This window comes from Sphingomonas lacunae (genome assembly GCF_012979535.1).
In the GTDB taxonomy this organism is placed as follows: Bacteria; Pseudomonadota; Alphaproteobacteria; order Sphingomonadales; family Sphingomonadaceae; genus Sphingopyxis; species Sphingopyxis lacunae.
This window is the reverse complement of sequence record NZ_CP053015.1, coordinates 2,484,684-2,501,628: the sequence shown is the minus strand read 5'-3', so window position 1 is coordinate 2,501,628 and position 16,945 is coordinate 2,484,684. Positions and strand designations below refer to the sequence as shown.

At 60.5% G+C, this 16,945-nt stretch carries 15 protein-coding genes; 7 read left to right on the top strand and 8 right to left on the bottom strand.

From position 1 onward, the window contains the following. Window position 1 precedes the first annotated feature (1 nt). The 4 genes from GV829_RS11980 to GV829_RS11965 all read right to left on the bottom strand — a co-directional run bounded on the left by GV829_RS11980 (window position 2) and on the right by GV829_RS11965 (window position 3,730). A complete protein-coding gene (locus GV829_RS11980; RefSeq protein ID WP_169946965.1) occupies window positions 2-739 on the bottom strand; it encodes an N-formylglutamate amidohydrolase in 738 nt (245 codons plus the stop codon). Beyond that, window positions 736-1,578, bottom strand: coding sequence for a 4-(cytidine 5'-diphospho)-2-C-methyl-D-erythritol kinase (locus tag GV829_RS11975; protein WP_169946963.1), 843 nt, complete (start codon window positions 1,576-1,578; stop codon window positions 736-738). Before GV829_RS11975 ends, GV829_RS11980 begins: the two co-directional genes overlap by 4 nt. Then, on the bottom strand, window positions 1,575-1,955 hold the full coding sequence (locus GV829_RS11970) for an endonuclease domain-containing protein (protein ID WP_246202863.1): 381 nt from the start codon (window positions 1,953-1,955) through the stop codon (window positions 1,575-1,577). Before GV829_RS11970 ends, GV829_RS11975 begins: the two co-directional genes overlap by 4 nt. A 113-nt stretch (window positions 1,956-2,068) precedes the next feature. Further along, window positions 2,069-3,730 carry an electron transfer flavoprotein-ubiquinone oxidoreductase gene (locus GV829_RS11965; protein WP_169946961.1) on the bottom strand — a complete coding sequence of 554 codons (1,662 nt, stop codon included), beginning with the start codon at window positions 3,728-3,730 and terminating at the stop codon, window positions 2,069-2,071. A gap of 131 nt (window positions 3,731-3,861) precedes the next feature. Between GV829_RS11965 and GV829_RS11960 the strand changes: the two genes are divergently transcribed. The 7 genes from GV829_RS11960 to GV829_RS11930 all read left to right on the top strand — a co-directional run bounded on the left by GV829_RS11960 (window position 3,862) and on the right by GV829_RS11930 (window position 13,455). Next, window positions 3,862-4,665, top strand: a complete 804-nt coding sequence (locus GV829_RS11960; RefSeq protein WP_169946959.1) for a uracil-DNA glycosylase family protein — start codon at window positions 3,862-3,864, stop codon at window positions 4,663-4,665. Continuing rightward, window positions 4,662-6,401 carry a lytic transglycosylase domain-containing protein gene (locus GV829_RS11955; RefSeq protein WP_169946957.1) on the top strand — a complete coding sequence of 580 codons (1,740 nt, stop codon included), beginning with the start codon at window positions 4,662-4,664 and terminating at the stop codon, window positions 6,399-6,401. The genes GV829_RS11960 and GV829_RS11955 overlap by 4 nt, the downstream gene beginning before the upstream one ends. A 109-nt stretch (window positions 6,402-6,510) precedes the next feature. Continuing rightward, window positions 6,511-8,757: an ATP-dependent helicase gene (locus GV829_RS11950; protein WP_169948307.1), complete on the top strand. Its 2,247-nt coding sequence runs from the start codon at window positions 6,511-6,513 to the stop codon at window positions 8,755-8,757. 71 nt (window positions 8,758-8,828) lie between these two features. Beyond that, window positions 8,829-10,001, top strand: coding sequence for an aspartyl/asparaginyl beta-hydroxylase domain-containing protein (locus GV829_RS11945; protein ID WP_246202862.1), 1,173 nt, complete (start codon window positions 8,829-8,831; stop codon window positions 9,999-10,001). Next, window positions 9,998-11,254: an MFS transporter gene (locus GV829_RS11940; RefSeq protein WP_169946955.1), complete on the top strand. Its 1,257-nt coding sequence runs from the start codon at window positions 9,998-10,000 to the stop codon at window positions 11,252-11,254. Before GV829_RS11945 ends, GV829_RS11940 begins: the two co-directional genes overlap by 4 nt. Before the next feature lie 134 nt (window positions 11,255-11,388). Further along, the gene (cysK, locus tag GV829_RS11935; RefSeq protein WP_169946953.1) at window positions 11,389-12,309 is read left to right on the top strand and encodes a cysteine synthase A; all 921 of its coding nucleotides are present in this window, start codon (window positions 11,389-11,391) and stop codon (window positions 12,307-12,309) included. A gap of 9 nt (window positions 12,310-12,318) precedes the next feature. Beyond that, on the top strand, window positions 12,319-13,455 hold the full coding sequence (locus GV829_RS11930) for a cell wall hydrolase (protein WP_169946951.1): 1,137 nt from the start codon (window positions 12,319-12,321) through the stop codon (window positions 13,453-13,455). 102 nt (window positions 13,456-13,557) lie between these two features. Here the strand turns inward: GV829_RS11930 and GV829_RS11925 are convergent, their stop codons facing one another. From GV829_RS11925 to hisI, 4 genes are all read right to left on the bottom strand, one after another. Further along, complete coding sequence (locus GV829_RS11925; protein ID WP_169946949.1) at window positions 13,558-15,360, bottom strand: acyl-CoA dehydrogenase C-terminal domain-containing protein; 1,803 nt, start codon at window positions 15,358-15,360, stop codon at window positions 13,558-13,560. A 102-nt stretch (window positions 15,361-15,462) separates the two neighbouring features. After that, entirely contained in the window at window positions 15,463-15,885 is a 423-nt protein-coding gene (locus GV829_RS11920; RefSeq protein WP_169946946.1) for a MerR family transcriptional regulator, read from the bottom strand. An 89-nt stretch (window positions 15,886-15,974) separates the two neighbouring features. After that, window positions 15,975-16,505, bottom strand: a complete 531-nt coding sequence (locus GV829_RS11915; RefSeq protein WP_169946944.1) for a hypothetical protein — start codon at window positions 16,503-16,505, stop codon at window positions 15,975-15,977. After that, complete coding sequence (gene hisI, locus GV829_RS11910; protein ID WP_169946942.1) at window positions 16,502-16,867, bottom strand: phosphoribosyl-AMP cyclohydrolase; 366 nt, start codon at window positions 16,865-16,867, stop codon at window positions 16,502-16,504. The genes GV829_RS11915 and hisI overlap by 4 nt, the downstream gene beginning before the upstream one ends. Window positions 16,868-16,945 lie beyond the last annotated feature (78 nt).

Genomic DNA, 16,945 nt, shown 5'->3' with positions numbered 1-16,945 from the left:
GCTAGATTGCCAGCTTCAACGTCACAGTGTTGCAGATTCGACCCAATCGTTCTGCCCACAGGGCCTGGGCACCAGATCCGGTTGCGGTGTCCTGCCGCATTTCAATGCCCAGATAGGGAATGCCATTGCCCTCGGCATGGACATTCATTGTATAGTTCAGGAGCTTACCGGAATAAGGGAGTTGGTCACCGACGCAGAGCCCTTCGGCCTCGAGCAGCGGGATGGCGATGCGGGCGGCGCGATCGTCCTGATTGTAAAGCACGCCGACCTGCCAGGGCCGGGCCTCATCCGACGTGGCCAGTGCCGGGGTGAAGCTGTGCAGCGAAAGGATCAACGCGGGACGCGCTTGGGAGAGCAGATCAGCCAACCCCCGATGATAGGGGCGGTAGAAACGGTCAAGCCGCGCGACATGCTGATCATGGCTGAGGGCATTGCCCGGAATGGCGTGGCCGTCACTGGCGATGGGGATCAGGCCTGGCGCGTGCTCGTCGCGGTTAAGGTCAACGACGAGACGGGACTGGGCCGCAAGCCAGGCCGCATCGACCGCCGTGCTGTTGACCATGTGCCGCGCAACGTCTGCCACGCCGATATCGATGGCGATATGCTCATCCAGCAAATGCCGGTCGATGCCCAGATCGATGTCCTCCGGGACATGGTTCGAGGCATGATCTCCGATCAGCAGAATTCCACCACAACGCGGCTCGCCCAGCAAATTCCAAGGCTGACGGATGCCACTCATCGCAATTGACCGCCCATCACCCACCAGTCAGGGTGATCGTCGGCGATGCGAATGGCAGCGGATTGCATGGTGCCGAGCGAGTGGAACAACGCGAAGCAGGTTGCACCGGAGCCCGACATGCGTGCCATGATGGGGAGTTGTGCACGGAGCAGCGTGAGCACCTCGTCAATCTCCGGACAAAGGGTGGTGGCTGGCCCCTCCAGATCGTTGCGCCCTGCCCGTGCCGCCGCGAGGACGGCGCCCTCGCCCAGCGGCCCACGGTCTACACCGTCCCACGCCTTGAATACCGGGCCGGTCGCCAGCGGCAGTCGCGGGTTGACGAGGAGGACGGCCAGGTCCTTCGCATCATCCTCACCCGGCATATGCAGGTCGTTGCCAGTGCCGCGGCCGAGCCGGGTCTGGCTGACAATACAGGCACCGACGTCGGCGCCAAGGCGAGAGGTGGCGAGGACCAGCTCCTTCATGTCGCCATTGTGGACGAAATGACGGTCAAGCAGGCGGATCATCGCGGCGGCGTCTGCCGATCCGCCGCCGATGCCTGCCGCCACCGGCAAGCGTTTGTCGAGATTGATGGCGAGCGGGGGAATGGTTGGCTGGCCGGGACGGACCATCGCGCGCATGGCTTCGAGCGCCTGCAGGACGAGATTGTCGGGACCGGAGGTCAGGCCCGCTGCGAACTCCCCGCTTATCGTCAGGCTGTCGCGCTCAGCGGGCTCGACAGAGAGCCGGTCGCCATCATCGACAAAGGCGAACAGCGTTTCCAGTTCATGATAGCCATCATCACGCCGCTTGCGGACATGCAGCGCGAGGTTGATCTTGGCGTAGCCGGTTTCGATCATTGATCCTCCCCGGAACGGGGAGGGGGACCATCCAGAGGATGGTGGAGGGGCGCGCGGCCCTCCGATGCTATCCGATCGGAACGTTCACGACAGACACTCAATATTCTCAACACCGCTCCGTCGAAATTTTCCATGACCGCCTCGGCGGGTACACGCATTGTGGCGATATGCTGTTCACGAAGAAAGACCGAGCGCCGTTCATCGGATTGAATCCTCGCCGCATTGTCATGGGCAGCGCCATCAATCTCGATCGCCAGTCGCGCCGCTGCGCAATAAAAGTCGATGATATAGGGACCGGCGGGGTGCTGGCGGCGAAACTTCAGACCATCCGGGCGTTTGCGGAGCTCTTGCCAAAGTTTCACTTCAGGAACAGTCATCTCGCTCCGCAATTTGCGCGCCAGTTTCACTGAACCTTTTGTACCGCTAAGCATCGCGCGCCCCTCCACCACCTGCGGTGGTCCCCCTCCCCGTTACCGGGGAGGACTCGGACTCACATGTTCGGATAGTTGGGGCCACCACCGCCTTCAGGGGAAACCCAGGTTATATTCTGGGTCATGTCCTTGATGTCGCAGGTCTTGCAGTGGACGCAGTTCTGCGCGTTGATCTGGAAGCGGGGGTTGCCCTCCTCCTCGCCGACGACCTCATAAACGCCAGCCGGGCAATACCGCTGCGCCGGTTCGTCATAGAGCGGCAGGTTGTAGGCGACCGGGCGATCAGGATCTCCGAGTTTGAGGTGACAGGGCTGATCTTCGCCATGATTGGTGTTCGAAAGGAACACCGAAGAAAGGCGATCAAAGCTGATGACACCGTCTGGCTTGGGATAGTCAATCTTGGGTGCGATGTCTGCGCGAAGCATACCGACATGGTCAGGCTTATGCTTCATGGTGAAGGGCATTTTGATGCCGAGATGTTCGGCCCACATGGTCGTTCCAGCGAGGATGGTCCCGGCCGTTTCGCCAAATTTCTTTACGAGGGGCACCGTGTTGCGAACCAGGCGCAGTTCCTCATAGACCCAGCTCGCCTCATAGGCTTCCGGATAGGTGGTGAGAACATCCTGGCCACGATCCGCCATGACCGCGTCAAACGCAGCTTCGGCCGCCATCATGCCCGATTTCATCGCAGTATGCGTGCCCTTGATGCGCGGCACGTTGAGGAAACCGGCACAGCAACCGATCAGCGCGCCGCCGGGGAAGACCAGCCTGGGCACTGATTGGAAACCGCCATCGGTAATGGCGCGGGCGCCATAGGATACGCGCTTGCCGCCTTCGAGGATCGCCCTGATCGCTGGATGGGTTTTCCAGCGCTGCATTTCCTGGAAGGGCGAGAGGTGCGGATTCTTGTAGCTGAGCCAGGTGACGAAGCCCAAGGCGACCTGACCGTTGGCCTGATGATAAAGGAAACCACCACCGTTGGCGTGGCTGTCAACATTGAGCGGCCAGCCCTGTGTGTGGATCACCCGCCCCGGCTCATGCTTGTCGGCAGGAATGTCCCACAACTCCTTGATACCGATACCATAAACCTGTGGGTCACAATCGGCCTCAAGATCATAGGTGGCCTTGACCTGCTTGGTCAGATGCCCCCGCGCACCTTCTGCAAACAAGGTATAGCGTGCATGAAGCTCCATACCGGGCTGATAATCGGGCCCTTGCTCACCATCCCGCGTCACGCCCATGTCGCCGGTAGCAACACCGCGCACGGCGCCAGCTTCATCATAGAGGACTTCGGCAGCCGCAAAACCGGGGAAAATCTCGACCCCTAGTCCCTCGGCCTGCTCCGCCAGCCAGCGACACAGGCTGCCAAGGCTGCCGGTGTAGGTGCCATGGTTGTTCATGAACGACGGCAGCAGGAAATGCGGGAAGTCGATCTTCTTCTTTTCGGTGAGAATCCAGTGGTGATTCTCGGTTACCGGAGTCGCCGCCAGCGGACAGCCCGAATCCCTCCATTCAGGCAGGAGTTCGTCGAGCGCCTTGGGATCGATGACAGCACCCGACAAAATATGCGCGCCAACTTCCGAGCCTTTTTCAATCACGCAGACGCTGACGTCCTTGCCAGCTTCGCCCGCCTTTTGTTTCAAGCGGATAGCTGCTGATAGGCCAGCCGGCCCAGCACCGACGATGACCACGTCATAAGGCATTGATTCACGTTCGCTCATGGCGGACTCCTACCCTCGTTCGCTGTGTGACGCGGTCATGACTCATGTCAGCGCGTGTCAAACTCATCCTGTCGGAAATGCCGATGCCCGCCAATTGACCTGAACGTCAACTGGCTGTTTGCGTTTAACCCATGATCGGGGAACAATCTTCCGCAATTTCGAGCTATCTGGACTGGTGGACAAAGGCCGGCGTGCTGGATGCTGTGAGCGATAGAGCCACGGACTGGCTATCCCCCGCCCCACGCGCTGGTGCCGATGCCGGACCTGGACAACAGCGGCCTGCCGCTGCGCTGAACGACGCCGGACAGCGTGTCCGGGCCAACAGCAATGCGGTGATGGCTGACGCACCAACAGCCAGGGAGGCATCGCCTCCATTGGCCATGCCCGGTGACCTTGAGGCTTTTGATCATTGGCTCGCCTCCGGGTCTCCGCTGCCCGGTGCCTTGTGGTCCGGTCCTCCTGTCCTGCCGCATGGACCGGTGGATGCGCCGCTAATGATCCTTTCAGACACGCCAGATGAGTTGGACCTTGAGCAGGGCCGATTGTTTTCAGGCGTCCAGGGGCGGCTTGTCGATGCGATGCTCTCCGCGATTGGACTGGATCGCAATCTGGTGCGAATCGCCAGCATCGCTTTTACGCGCCCTCCCGCCGGTCGTCTTGCCGGGCCCGAGGCAGACGAACTGCTTTCGATCGCGCGGCACCACATCGCTATCGCGCGGCCTCGTCATCTGCTGCTGTTCGGGCAACAGAGTTGTAGTCTTTTGACCGGGGACGTGGTGCCGCCGGATGGCCTTGGTCAACGACAAATTAACCTTTCGGGCGGCATGAGGGCGGCCATTGCCATCCACCATCCACGCCTTCTGTTGAAGCAGCCCCTGCTGAAACGGCCAGCCTGGACAGCCTTGAAGCCCCTGAAGGAGCCGACGCTGACATGATGATTGCCAAGTTTGCCCTTCCCTCGCTGTTGCTTTCCGGTGCCTTGCTGTTTGCGCCGGTCCCGGCCTTTGCCAATGGTGATGATGCGGTGACAGCGGTAACCGGGCCCCAGTCTCCGGGCGTCACGGTCAATGGGACAGTGAGCCTGGCCGATGCCTTGTCTTCCATTCGCACAGGTCGGTGGGACCTTGCCCGGGCCCAGATTGAGGCCATGCGCGACCGCCAGTTGGCGGCATTTGCCCGTGCCGAATATCTGTTGGCACCATCCAGCCCCCGTGCTGAGCCGTCCGAATTGCGTGCCTTGCTCAACGAAGCGCCTACCTTGCCCCAAGCCAGCCGCCTGGCCAGCCTGGCGCAGCGGCGAGGCATCACCGATTTGCCATCCCTGCCGGGTCTGCAACGCCTCGGCTGGGCTGGTTCCTCGCCTCGACGGGGTAATCCGCGCTCGGTGGCCGATCCGATGCTCGGCAATCTTGGCCGCCAAATTCAGGCACGGATCACCGCTGATGATCCCGCCGGAGCCGAATCGCTGCTGCTTGCGGCAGAAACCAGACTTGCCCCGGCAACGCTGACTGAATGGCGGCAGAGGATCGCCTGGTCCTATTACATCGAGAATGACGTCACCAATGCTCGCCGGGTTGCCGCTCTGGCCCAGAATGGTGCTGGCGAATGGGTGGCACAGGCTGACTGGACGCAGGGTCTCGCCGCCTGGCGTGAGGCGGATTATCGCGCTGCCATGATCGCCTTTCGCAATGTGGCAACCCGTGCAACGGAAGATGAGCTGGAAGCCGCAGGCCATTTCTGGTTTGCGCGCTCTGCGACCGCAGCTGGTCTGCCACAAGAAGCACAGCCGGCTCTGCGTCGCGCCGCTTCGCTGCCGGAGACATTTTATGGTCAGCTGGCGGCCGAAAGTCTGGGCGTGAGAGAGTCACTCGCGGGCACTGAAGCCGATGAAGCTGCCCGGCGTCGCGTTGCCGCACTGCCCAATGTGCGAACGGCCATTGCCCTTGCGACAGCTGGTGAAACCCGGCTTGCAGATGAGACATTGCGATATCAGGCGCGAATTGGTCAGCCACAAGACCATGCAGCGCTTGTTGCCATCGCCGGACAGGTCAATTTGCCTGAGACCCAGTTGTTCCTGGCGCATAATGCACCCAGCGGTGTGCGGCCGGGTGGCATGGCGCGTTTCCCTGCACCCAACTGGACCCCGGCGAGCGGTTGGCGGGTTAACCCTGCGCTGGTTTTCGCTCACACCCTTCAGGAATCCCAGTTTCGTGCCCGTGTTGTCAGCCCCGCCGGTGCGGTTGGCCTGATGCAGGTGATGCCGGGGACTGCGAACCAGATGGGTCTGCGCTCCATGGGCGGTGACCTTACGAACCCGTCGGTGAACATGGCGCTTGGTCAGTCCTATATCGAGCATCTGCGCGACAATCCGGTCACGGGCGGCCTGCTCCCCAAGGTGATCGCGGCATACAACGCTGGACCCACGCCGGTCAGCCGGTGGAACAGCGAGGTGCGGGACAACGGAGACCCGCTGCTGTTCATCGAATCCATCCCCTACTGGGAAACACGGGCCTATGTTGGCACTGTCCTGCGCAATCTGTGGATCTATGAGCGGCAGCTGGGTTCGGTTTCGAACAGCCGCGCCATGATCGCGCAAGGCCGCTGGCCAACTGTTCCCGGCCCTGGTGGTACCACGCTCGCCAGTAATCACCGGGCATCAGGCGGCAACTGACTGGTCCTGCTGTTTACCACTGACCGCAGAATAGCCATTGCACCAAGGTGGAGCGTTCTCTAACTGTTCGCGCGTGTCCGACCAGTCACCCTTGTCCACCCAAACGAACATGCCGGCCTATGCCGCTGGGCTGAATCCGGCGCAGCAGGAGGCTGTGCTAACGACCGAAGGGCCGGTATTGGTATTGGCTGGCGCCGGGACTGGGAAAACCTCGGCGCTTACCGCGCGTCTGGCCCATATTGTCCAATCAGGTCGGGCTTGGCCCTCCCAGATACTGGCTGTGACCTTCACCAACAAGGCCGCGCGCGAAATGCGCGAGCGCATTGCCAAGCTTGTCGGCCCATCGAGTGAAGGGATGGCGTGGCTTGGTACATTTCACGCCATGGCCGCCAAGATGCTGCGTCGCCACGCTGAACTGGTCGGACTGCACAGCAATTTCACCATCCTCGATACCGATGACCAGTTGCGCGTCATAAAGCAATTGCTTCAGGCCGAAGGGATAGACGACAAGCGTTGGCCCAACCGGCAATTTGCGGCCCTTCTCGACCGGTGGAAGAATCGCGGTTTGACCCCGGCTGATCTTCAGGCCGGTGACGATGATGGTTTTGCGCATGGCAAGGGGCTGGCACTTTACCAGCTGTATCAGGACCGGTTGAGGACTCTGAACGCTTGCGATTTTGGCGATCTGTTGCTGCACATGCTGGTGATATTCCGCACTCACCGTGAAGTGCTGGCGGATTATCAACAACGGTTCCGCTACATTTTGGTCGATGAGTATCAGGACACCAATGCCGCTCAATATCTGTGGCTGCGGCTGCTGGCGCAGGAGCGCAAGAATATCGCGGTTGTAGGTGATGACGACCAGTCGATCTATAGCTGGCGCGGCGCGGAAGTCGCCAATATCCTCAGGTTCGAGCGCGATTTTCCGGGTGCCAAGGTCATCCGGCTTGAACAGAATTACCGTTCGACCCCGCATATTCTGGGCGCCGCATCCGGCCTGATCGCCAACAATGGCGAGCGGCTGGGCAAGACGCTCTGGACCGAAGCCGAAGCCGGCGAAAAGGTCAGGGTCATCGGTGTGTGGGACGGCCCCGAGGAAGCGCGCCGGGTCGGCGAAGAGATTGAGCAGCTGCAGCGGATCGGTGTCTCTCCTGACACCATTGCCATTCTCGTGCGTGCTTCGTTCCAGACGCGTGAATTCGAAGAACGGTTCATCCACATCGGCGTGCCATACAAGGTCATTGGCGGCTTCCGTTTCTATGAGCGCGCAGAAATAAGAGACGCAATTGCCTATCTGCGACTGATCAATCAGCCTGCGGATGATCTGGCGTTCGAACGGATCGTCAACACGCCCAAGCGCGGTCTGGGCGACAAGGCGATGGCGTCGGTCCACCGCATCGCCCGAGATCAACGCGTGCCATTACTGGCGGCTGCGGCAATGATTGGCCAGAGCGATGAGGGCACGCCGCAGGCGCGTCGGTCGCTGGCGGGGTTTGCGCAGTCCGTCGCCCGCTGGCGCGATCAGGCCAGTGCGGTGAACCATGCCACGTTGGCGCAGATCGTCCTGGATGAGAGCGGCTACACCGCCATGTTGCAAGCGGACAAGAGCAGCGAGGCCGCAGGACGGCTGGAAAACCTGCAGGAACTTGTCCGGGCGATGGAGGAATATGAGACGCTCGACGAATTCCTTGAGCATGTCAGCCTGGTCATGGACAATGAGGCGGCAAGTGATGAGCCCAAGGTGACGATCATGACCGTCCATGCCGCCAAGGGGCTCGAGTTCGGGCATGTCTTCCTCGCGGGTTGGGAAGATGGCCTGTTTCCATCGCAGCGCGCCCTTGATGAAGGTGGCTTGCGCTCGCTCGAAGAGGAGCGGCGGCTGGCCTATGTCGCGATCACCCGTGCCCGGGAACGCTGCACCATCCTCCACGCCGCCAATCGCCGCGTTTATGGGCAATGGCAAAGCGCAATCCCGTCGCGGTTTATAGCCGAATTGCCCCCAGAGCATGTCGAGCAGGAAAACACGATGGGCGGCGGTGAATCGCTGTGGCGGGCCAACTGGTCGACAGTCAGCGATCCATTTGCCGATGTCGGCCGCGGAACGGGGCGCGGGCCCGGTTGGCAAAGGGCGAGCCAGACAGCTTATGATCCCGCTCCCAAGCGGATTGTCGAGGCGCGTGGCAGCGCCGTCTCGCTTGGCAACAAGGGTCGCAGCGATCTCGCCATCGGCATGCGCATATTTCACGAAAAGTTCGGCTATGGCCTTATCCAGGACATTGAAGGCAACAAGCTGGAGGTTGAGTTTGAGACCGCTGGCGCGAAACGCGTCCTCGACAGCTTTGTGACCATCGCCTGAGCGGCGGATCAGCCTGTTGAACCAACGTCACAAAGGTTGCGGTCGTTCCGCCACCGGTCTAACCGAGGGCCATGGCAAGTGGCACCCCATCCTCCCCGCAGTTGCAGCAGATTGTTGCCCTGCTCCAATCCGGTAATCCGTCGGGAAGCCTGAGCCTTATCGACGAAATGCGCCATCGCGACGTGTCTTTGCCACCGCAGGCTGACTGGGTCGAGGCAAGGGCGGCATCCATGGTCGCAGATCGCCCACGTGAACAGTCGGCTCTGCTTCGCATATTGGAGCGCGACCGGCGGGACATCCCCGCCATGTTGGCCATGGGCCAGTTGAAGGCGGCAACAGGTGATGTGCGCTCAGCCGCCAGCTGGTACCGCGCGGCGCTCAATCAGGCGAGCAACAGCCAGGTGCCGCAGGCGCTGCATGCCGGGCTGGCCCACGCCCAGAGTTTTTGCGAACAGTCTCAGAGGCGGCTTGCCGAGGAGTTTGCCGCTGCGCTTGATGGCACCGGCGTGGGTGTCGGCGGCAGTCCTGCGCTTCGGCACGCGATTGACCTTTTGTATGGCCGGTCGGAGATTTTTCTCCAGCAGCCCAGCATGTTTTACTACCCCGGCCTGCCCCAGCGCTGCTTCTACGAACGGCAAGAATTTGATTGGGTTGCCGGTCTGGAGGCGCAAGCCGAGGCATTGCGTGACGAATTTTTGGCGTTGCTGGAGCGCAGTGACCAACCATTCGCACCTTATATCCGCCGCGGTGCCGACCGCCCGGCGTCCAGCAGCGCGTTGCTGGAGAATGAAAACTGGGGTGCTGCTTATTTGTGGCAGGGCGGGCAACCCACCGAATTGTCGCGTCACTGCCCGCAAACGATGGCGGCGCTCGCGGATGCTCCCCTGCCCCATGTCGAGGGCCGGTCGCCGATGGCTCTCTATTCCCGGTTGAAGCCGGGCACACATATCACCGCCCACCACGGCCTGCTCAATACCCGCCTCATATGCCATCTGCCTCTCATTGCGCCGGAAGGGTGTGCCTTGCGCTGTGGCCATGAAACTCGGTCATGGCATTTCGGCAAGATGCTGATATTTGACGACAGCGTCGAACATGAAGCTTGGAATCGGGGCAGCAGCGACCGGACGATCCTGCTGTTTGAGATATGGCGACCGGAGATTCCAGAGGATGACCGGCACCAACTCGCCACATTGTTTGCTGCGATAGACCAGATTGATCCGGAACGCGGCAAGGAACAGGAATGACAGGCCAGACAGTTTCGCACCCCCTGCTCATCCCCGCTTTTCGTGCTTATTTCATCGCCCGACTGTGCAATACCATTGCCCAGACCGGGATGACGCTGATCCTCGGCTGGCAGGTCTATAATCTTGCCCGGGAAACGATGGATGTGAGCACATCCGCATTTCTGCTGGGCATGATCGGACTGGCCCAATTTGTCCCTCTTTTCCTGCTGACACCTTTGGTCGGTTTGGTCGCCGACACGATTGACCGGCGCCGGATAGCCCAAGCGACAACCGCATTGCTTTTGTTCACCACCCTTTATTTGGGGGGACTGACCTGGTTCGAGCAGTTGAGTCTGCCGGCGCTGTTTGTCGCGGCTGTGCTGATCGGTGTTTCGCGGGCATTTTCAGGACCAGCCTATTCGGCGCTCGCACCGAACCTTGTCCCGCGCGAAAGCCTTCCCACCGCGATTGCCTTGAGTTCCAGTGCCTGGCAGGTGGGTAGCATCGGCGGGCCCAGTCTTGCCGGGGTGCTTTATGCCATTCATCCCGATCTGGCTTATGGATTCAGCTGTGGACTGTTCCTTATCGCGCTCGCGGCGATCGGGATGATCGGTACCGTGCCACAACCGCCGGTCCAAACGGACCAGCGACCATTGCACAGAATCGCCGAGGGATTCCGCTACGTACGACAAAACCGCCTGGTGTTGTCGACCATCACGCTGGATCTGTTTGCCGTACTGCTCGCTGGATCGACCGCCCTCCTCCCGGTTTTTGCCCGTGATATATTGCAGGTTGGCGCAGACGGCCTAGGCCTGCTTGCCGCCAGCATGGGCATAGGCGCGGCGGCAGTCGCGATTTTCCTCTCCTTCCGGCCGATGAAGCAGGAAGTCGGCCTCAAAATGCTGGCGGCAGTGGTTATTTTCGGCCTGGCCGTTGTGACATTTGGCCTGTCCACCAATTTTTGGCTCAGTGTAGGGGCTCTGACCGTCGCTGGCGCTGCGGACATGATATCCGTCTATGTCCGTCAGTCGCTGATCCAGCTTCACACGCCCGATGAGATGCGTGGCCGGGTAAGCGCCGTGTCGCAATTGACCATTTCAGCCTCCAACGAGTTGGGAGAGGCCGAAAGTGGATTGCTTGCCGCTTTGATCGGCCCTGTTGGTGCTGTTGTGGTCGGCGGCGCCGGGGCGATCGCCATCACCCTGATCTGGGCCGGCCTGTTCCCTGAACTGCGGCAGGCCCGAACATTTGACCCGCCTAATAAGCTCGTCTGACCAAAGGCTGCTTTTTCAGATCAAACCAGCGTTCCGCTTGCCAAATCCGAAGCGAAGACCAAAGTAGTATCATTGCGATTAGCATCTACCCCCTCAGAGCCCAAAGAAGGGCCACAGACCATGGGAACATCATCGTGAAAGCCAACACCATCCTCGATACCATCGGCAACAGCGCGCATATCCGTATGCAGCGGCTGTTCGGTTCCGCCGAAGTATGGATCAAGTCGGAGCGGTCGAACCCTGGTGGATCGATCAAGGACAGAATTGCCCTGGCGATGATAGAGGCGGCTGAACGCGACGGCCACCTCAAGCCGGGCGGGACAATCATCGAACCGACCAGCGGAAACACCGGTATCGGCCTAGCGATGGTTGCGGCGGTCAAGGGCTACAAGCTGATCCTTGTCATGCCCGAATCCATGTCGCTTGAACGGCGGCGCCTGATGCTGGCCTACGGCGCGAGCTTTGACCTGACGCCGCGTGAAAAGGGCATGAAGGGTGCCATCGAGCGCGCTTTGGAACTGGTTTCCACCACGCCGGGTTCCTGGATGCCGCAACAGTTCGAAAATCCGGCCAACATTGACGTCCATGTCCGCACGACCGCACAGGAAATCCTCGCCGACTTTGCCGATGCGCCGATTGACGTGCTGGTCACCGGAGTCGGCACCGGTGGTCATATCACCGGCACGGCGCAAGAACTGAAAAAGCACTGGCCTGCGCTCAAGGTGTTTGCCGTGGAGCCGACATTGTCTCCCGTTATCTCTGGCGGTGCGCCCGGTCCCCATGCCATTCAGGGCATTGGTGCGGGCTTCATCCCGGCCAATCTGCACACCGCCCTGCTTGACGGTGTCGTGCAAGTTGACCCCAATGACGCCAAGGAATTTGCCCGCCGCAGTGCCCGCGAGGAAGGCGTTCTGGTTGGCATTTCCTCGGGCGCGACCCTGTCTGCCATAAGCCAGAAGTTGGATGACTTTCCCTCTGGCACCCGCTTCCTGGGCTTCAATTATGACACAGGCGAACGCTATTTGTCGGTACCGGACTTTTTGCCGGAACTCTGACGGTCGGTCATGGTCGCTCGCAGGCGCAGACAAGGGCGGGCCGTTTCCGTCATCCTGATCCTGCTCCTGGTCATCGGGTTGGTGATCGGTCTGGTGGCAGGCAGTGGCTCGTCCGCCTCCCGCTTCGGCCATGCCCCGCCACCCGGTGCACCGCCACCGATTGTTGCGCCAGTCGCACTGATGGACCTGGCTGCACAGGATGCCCGGGCTGCCAATGCACTGCAGCCTTTCGTCAGCGGTGGTTTTCCCGCAGCGACGCCCTTTCGTTTTACTGGCGACACGCTGAATGCGGCGCGCGCTGTCGATTGCCTGGCTGCCGCAGTGCTCTACGAGGCGGGAGATGACGCTGATGGCCAGAGGGCTGTGGCGCAGGTGGTTATCAACCGAGCCCGCCATCCGGCCTTTCCCAAGAGTATCTGCGGCGTCGTGTTTCAAGGTAGTGAGCGGACCACCGGTTGCCAGTTCACCTTCACCTGCGATGGCGCGCTCAACCGGCGTTGGTCGGAAGCGGCATGGGAGCGGGCGCGCGGAATCGCCATCGACATGCTCAATGGCGCGACCTTCCCGCAAGTCGGCCTCGCCACCCATTATCACACCGACTGGGTCCGCCCCTATTGGAGCCCCAGTCTCGACAAGCTGGCGCAGGTCGGCACGCACCTCTTTTTCCGCTGGCCTGGCGGCTGGGGCGCGCCAAGGGCCTATGACGGCCAGATCAATGGGCAAGAACCGGTCATTGGCAAGTTGGCATCCCTTTCCGCCGTCCATGCGGCAGGAGCAACAGCTGCCGGCTTGATCGTCCCCAGCCAGGAGGATGGCCCCCGAACCAGTGTCAACTCTGTTGTCAGCACGATCCTGCCCCGCCGGAATGTTCAATTGGGCGACACGATCATCCTGACGCTGGACCGGTCACAGCCGGCAGCGAGTTTTCCCGTTCTGGCCCAGGCGGCGTGTGGAACGCGCAGCTATTGCAAAGTGATGGGCTGGACCGATCCGGCACTCGTCCCGTCGGGCGAAGTGATGAACGACACAACACGCGCGGCCATGAGCTTCAGTTACCTGCGCGACGAGGCCCGAGGTCTGGAACGGGCATTATGGAATTGCCAGCAGTTCGCGCGCGAGGCGCCCGGGCAATGCATGCGCCGATAAAGAGCGATTAGTCACCCACCAATCCGCGAGAGACGCCACTGGTCCCCCAAGTTCGTGACACCAGGGCCGATGACTGGGGAACCAAAAGCGCGGGATTGCCGATCAGGCTGCGATGAACTGATCAGGCCGCAATGCCATCAGGCTGTCGCAACCTCCCTCAATCTTGCGACGCAGTGATCCGGCTTCTGGCATGACACGCTCTGCAAAGAAGCGAGCCGTTGCCAATTTGGCTTCGAGGAACGAAGTATTCCCCCCTCCCGCTGCCAATTTGACCTGTGCGGCAGAGGCCATGCGCAGCCACATCAGGCCCAGCGAGACGATGCCCATGATGTGCATATAGCTGTGAGCACCCGCACCGACATTGTTCGGATTGGTCATGCCATGCTGCATGAACCACATGGTGGCGGCCTTGAGCTCGCCATTGGCCTTTTCGAGCCGTGAAGCAAAGTCCGTCAGGACGGCATCGCCCTTGGCGGCTGCACATTCTTTGTCGACGATGGCGAAAAAGGCCTGCACCGCGCGACCGCCATTTTGCGCCAGCTTGCGACCGACAAGGTCCATTGCCTGTACGCCATTGGCACCTTCATAGATCATGGTGATGCGGGCATCGCGAACAAACTGTTCCATGCCCCATTCCTCGATATAGCCATGGCCGCCATAGACCTGTTGCGCATTGGTGGCGATTTCATAGCCCTTGTCGGTGCCATAGCCCTTGATCACCGGGGTTAGCAGACTGATCAGATCGTCTGCGGTCTGCCGCTCTTCCTCGGTTTCGGCGACATGGCTGAGATCAACCTGAAGGCCGCCCCACAGGCACAGGGCGCGCATACCTTCCGTGATCGCCTTTGCCTCCATAAGCATCCGGCGAACGTCTGGATGGACAAAAAGGGTGTCGGCCTTTTGCTCAGGTTCCGCCGGTCCGGTCAGCGCGCGGCCCTGACGGCGATCCTGCGCATAGGCGACCGCATTCTGGAACGCGACATCGGCCAGCGCATTACCCTGGATGCCGACTCCAAGCCGCGCCGCGTTCATCATGATGAACATCGCGGCGAGGCCCTTGTTCTCCTCACCGACCATATAGCCGGTCGCGCCGTCATAATTCATGACGCAGGTGGCGTTGCCGTGGATACCCATCTTGTGCTCGATACTGCCGCACGACAGGCTGTTGCGCGCACCGAGGGAGCCATCGTCGTTCACCAGGAACTTCGGCACGATGAAGAGGCTGATGCCCTTCACACTGTCGGGCGCGTCAGGCGTCTTGGCCAGCACCAGGTGGATGATGTTCTCGGTCAGGTCATGCTCGCCGGATGAAATGAAAATCTTGGTCCCGCTAATCGCATAGCTGCCGTCGCCATTGGGGACCGCGCGGGTACGGATCAGGCCAAGGTCGGTGCCGCAATGGGGCTCGGTCAGGTTCATGGTACCGCCCCATTTGCACGATGCCATGTTCGGCACATATTTGGCCTTCTGCTCGTCCGAGCCCTTGGCCAGAATCGCGGCAATCGCGCCCTGGGTCAGTCCCGGATACATGGCAAATGCCTGGTTGGCTGCGTTGGTATATTCCTCCATCACACAGGTGATGACGTGGGGCATACCCTGCCCGCCAAATTCTTCAGGAATGCCGAGCAAAGGCCATCCTGCCTCGACATATTGGGCAAAGGCATCCTTGAACCCGGTCGGTGTCGTCACGCTGCCGTCGGCGTGACGGGTACAACCTTCCTTGTCACCAATCGCATTGAGCGGGGCCAGCACTTCGCTGCAAAAGCGGCCACCTTCTTCCAACACGGCTTCTACCATATCGGCGCTGGCGTTGGCGAAGCCGGGCAGATTGGCATAGCGGTCGATGGACAGAACGTCATTCAGAATGAACAAGGTGTCAGTGACAGGAGCCTTGTATGTAGGCATGGCTTGGTCCTCTCAATCAGACGGTCAACCGTCACCAGGAGGCGCCGGTACCGGGGGGAACTCAGATTCGGCCACGATGGACCGCAAGACAAGGCGAAGCGATCAGCCTTTTGTATTGGCCTCTTCGACCACCCGAATGAACTGTTCGAGTTCTTCCATCGAGCTGTCGATGTCATCGCGTTGCCGCTTAAGGAAGTTGATCCGTTCACGACACATTTCAATGGTGACTTCGCGCTGGGTCCGCCGGTTGTCGCCAATGTCGTAAAGGTCAATCATCTCCCGGATTTCCGACAGGCTGAAACCGACACGCTTGGCGCGCAGTATCCATGCGAGACGCGCCCGGTCCCGCTTTGAATAAATGCGCGCTATCCCGCGACGTGAGGGCGCGATCAGCCCTTCATCCTCGTAAAAGCGCAATGCGCGCGCCGTCACACCGAATTCGGTCGACAGATCGGTGATCGAGTAGCTTTCCCTGCCCGCTTCATCCACGGTGTCGATGTGGGACTGACCATATTCGCTTTGCATAGGTCAAATCTATTTGACGTTAACGTGAACGTCAATCTGCTTTGCAAAGTTCGGCGAAGCGTGATGGGCCTTTGCACAATTTTGCTAAATTATCGTTGGCAGAGCGGTTGACCGCGATCCGCTTCACGGCGCGACTGTAATGTCATCGCCTCGTCCTCGCTCCAGCCTACCCGCGACACTGCAACTCCGGACAGGGAGGCCCGTGGGCCGCAAATCTCTGCACAACCGGCAGGAACAGTACCCGGCATCCGCACCGATCGACCATCATACACCGCTTCAATTTCACATTGGATATCTGAAAAGACGAGTTTCAGACGCGTTCCGTTCTGCGTCGCAGTTCCCTGGCCCTGACACATGAGTTCGGTGCCGAAGCTGGCGATCATGCCAAAGCGATAGCCGCCAAGACCCTGGGGAACGATGCACAAGGCATCGCGACCCGAGATATGGCGCCGTTCATACAGGCCAGTGGGCGGGCTGCTATCGGGATCTTCGACCAGATTGGCTTCCCGAGCCGCCCGTTCTATAGGATTGGCGGCATCTATAGACGGCCTTTCCGCCTCCTGTTCGCGACAGGAAAGAAGCAGCAAGGCTGACAGCCCCAAAAGCGCCGTCTGCTTCAATCGATTCTCTCCAGCGTGCTGTCAGTGCGAACCCTGCGATAAAAGCAACTGACTGCTCCCGTATGACAGGTCGGCCCCGCCGGCTCGACAATCAGCCAGACAGCATCCTGATCGCAGTCGATACGCATGTCGACAACGCGCAGCACATGGCCACTGCTTTCACCCTTCTTCCACTGGGTCTGGCGACTGCGCGACCAAAAGTGAGCTTCGCCGGTTGCCAAAGTGGCTTCAAGCGCTTGCTGATTCATATGCGCCACCATCAGCAAGGTGCCGGTTTCGCGGTCAGTGGCGACAGCAGTCAATAATCCGTCCGGACCGAATTTGGGGCGAAGGAACAGTCCGGTTTCGACATCGTTGGTCATAACGCCATCGTAAGTCGCCAGCCAGTCCAACTGTCAAGCCATTCGACGATGCAGAAAGCTGCAATCGAGGGGCGACAA

Bases quoted from the DNA above. Each gene is read 5' to 3' on its own strand.
- GV829_RS11980 (WP_169946965.1), bottom strand. From the start codon at position 739: ATGAGTGGCATCCGTCAGCCTTGGAATTTGCTGGGCGAGCCGCGTTGT.
- GV829_RS11975 (WP_169946963.1), bottom strand. From the start codon at position 1,578: ATGATCGAAACCGGCTACGCCAAGATCAACCTCGCGCTGCATGTCCGC.
- GV829_RS11970 (WP_246202863.1), bottom strand. From the start codon at position 1,955: ATGACTGTTCCTGAAGTGAAACTTTGGCAAGAGCTCCGCAAACGCCCG.
- GV829_RS11965 (WP_169946961.1), bottom strand. From the start codon at position 3,730: ATGAGCGAACGTGAATCAATGCCTTATGACGTGGTCATCGTCGGTGCT.
- GV829_RS11960 (WP_169946959.1), top strand. From the start codon at position 3,862: ATGATCGGGGAACAATCTTCCGCAATTTCGAGCTATCTGGACTGGTGG.
- GV829_RS11955 (WP_169946957.1), top strand. From the start codon at position 4,662: ATGATGATTGCCAAGTTTGCCCTTCCCTCGCTGTTGCTTTCCGGTGCC.
- GV829_RS11950 (WP_169948307.1), top strand. From the start codon at position 6,511: ATGCCGGCCTATGCCGCTGGGCTGAATCCGGCGCAGCAGGAGGCTGTG.
- GV829_RS11945 (WP_246202862.1), top strand. From the start codon at position 8,829: ATGGCAAGTGGCACCCCATCCTCCCCGCAGTTGCAGCAGATTGTTGCC.
- GV829_RS11940 (WP_169946955.1), top strand. From the start codon at position 9,998: ATGACAGGCCAGACAGTTTCGCACCCCCTGCTCATCCCCGCTTTTCGT.
- GV829_RS11930 (WP_169946951.1), top strand. From the start codon at position 12,319: ATGGTCGCTCGCAGGCGCAGACAAGGGCGGGCCGTTTCCGTCATCCTG.
- GV829_RS11925 (WP_169946949.1), bottom strand. From the start codon at position 15,360: ATGCCTACATACAAGGCTCCTGTCACTGACACCTTGTTCATTCTGAAT.
- GV829_RS11920 (WP_169946946.1), bottom strand. From the start codon at position 15,885: ATGCAAAGCGAATATGGTCAGTCCCACATCGACACCGTGGATGAAGCG.
- hisI (WP_169946942.1), bottom strand. From the start codon at position 16,867: ATGACCAACGATGTCGAAACCGGACTGTTCCTTCGCCCCAAATTCGGT.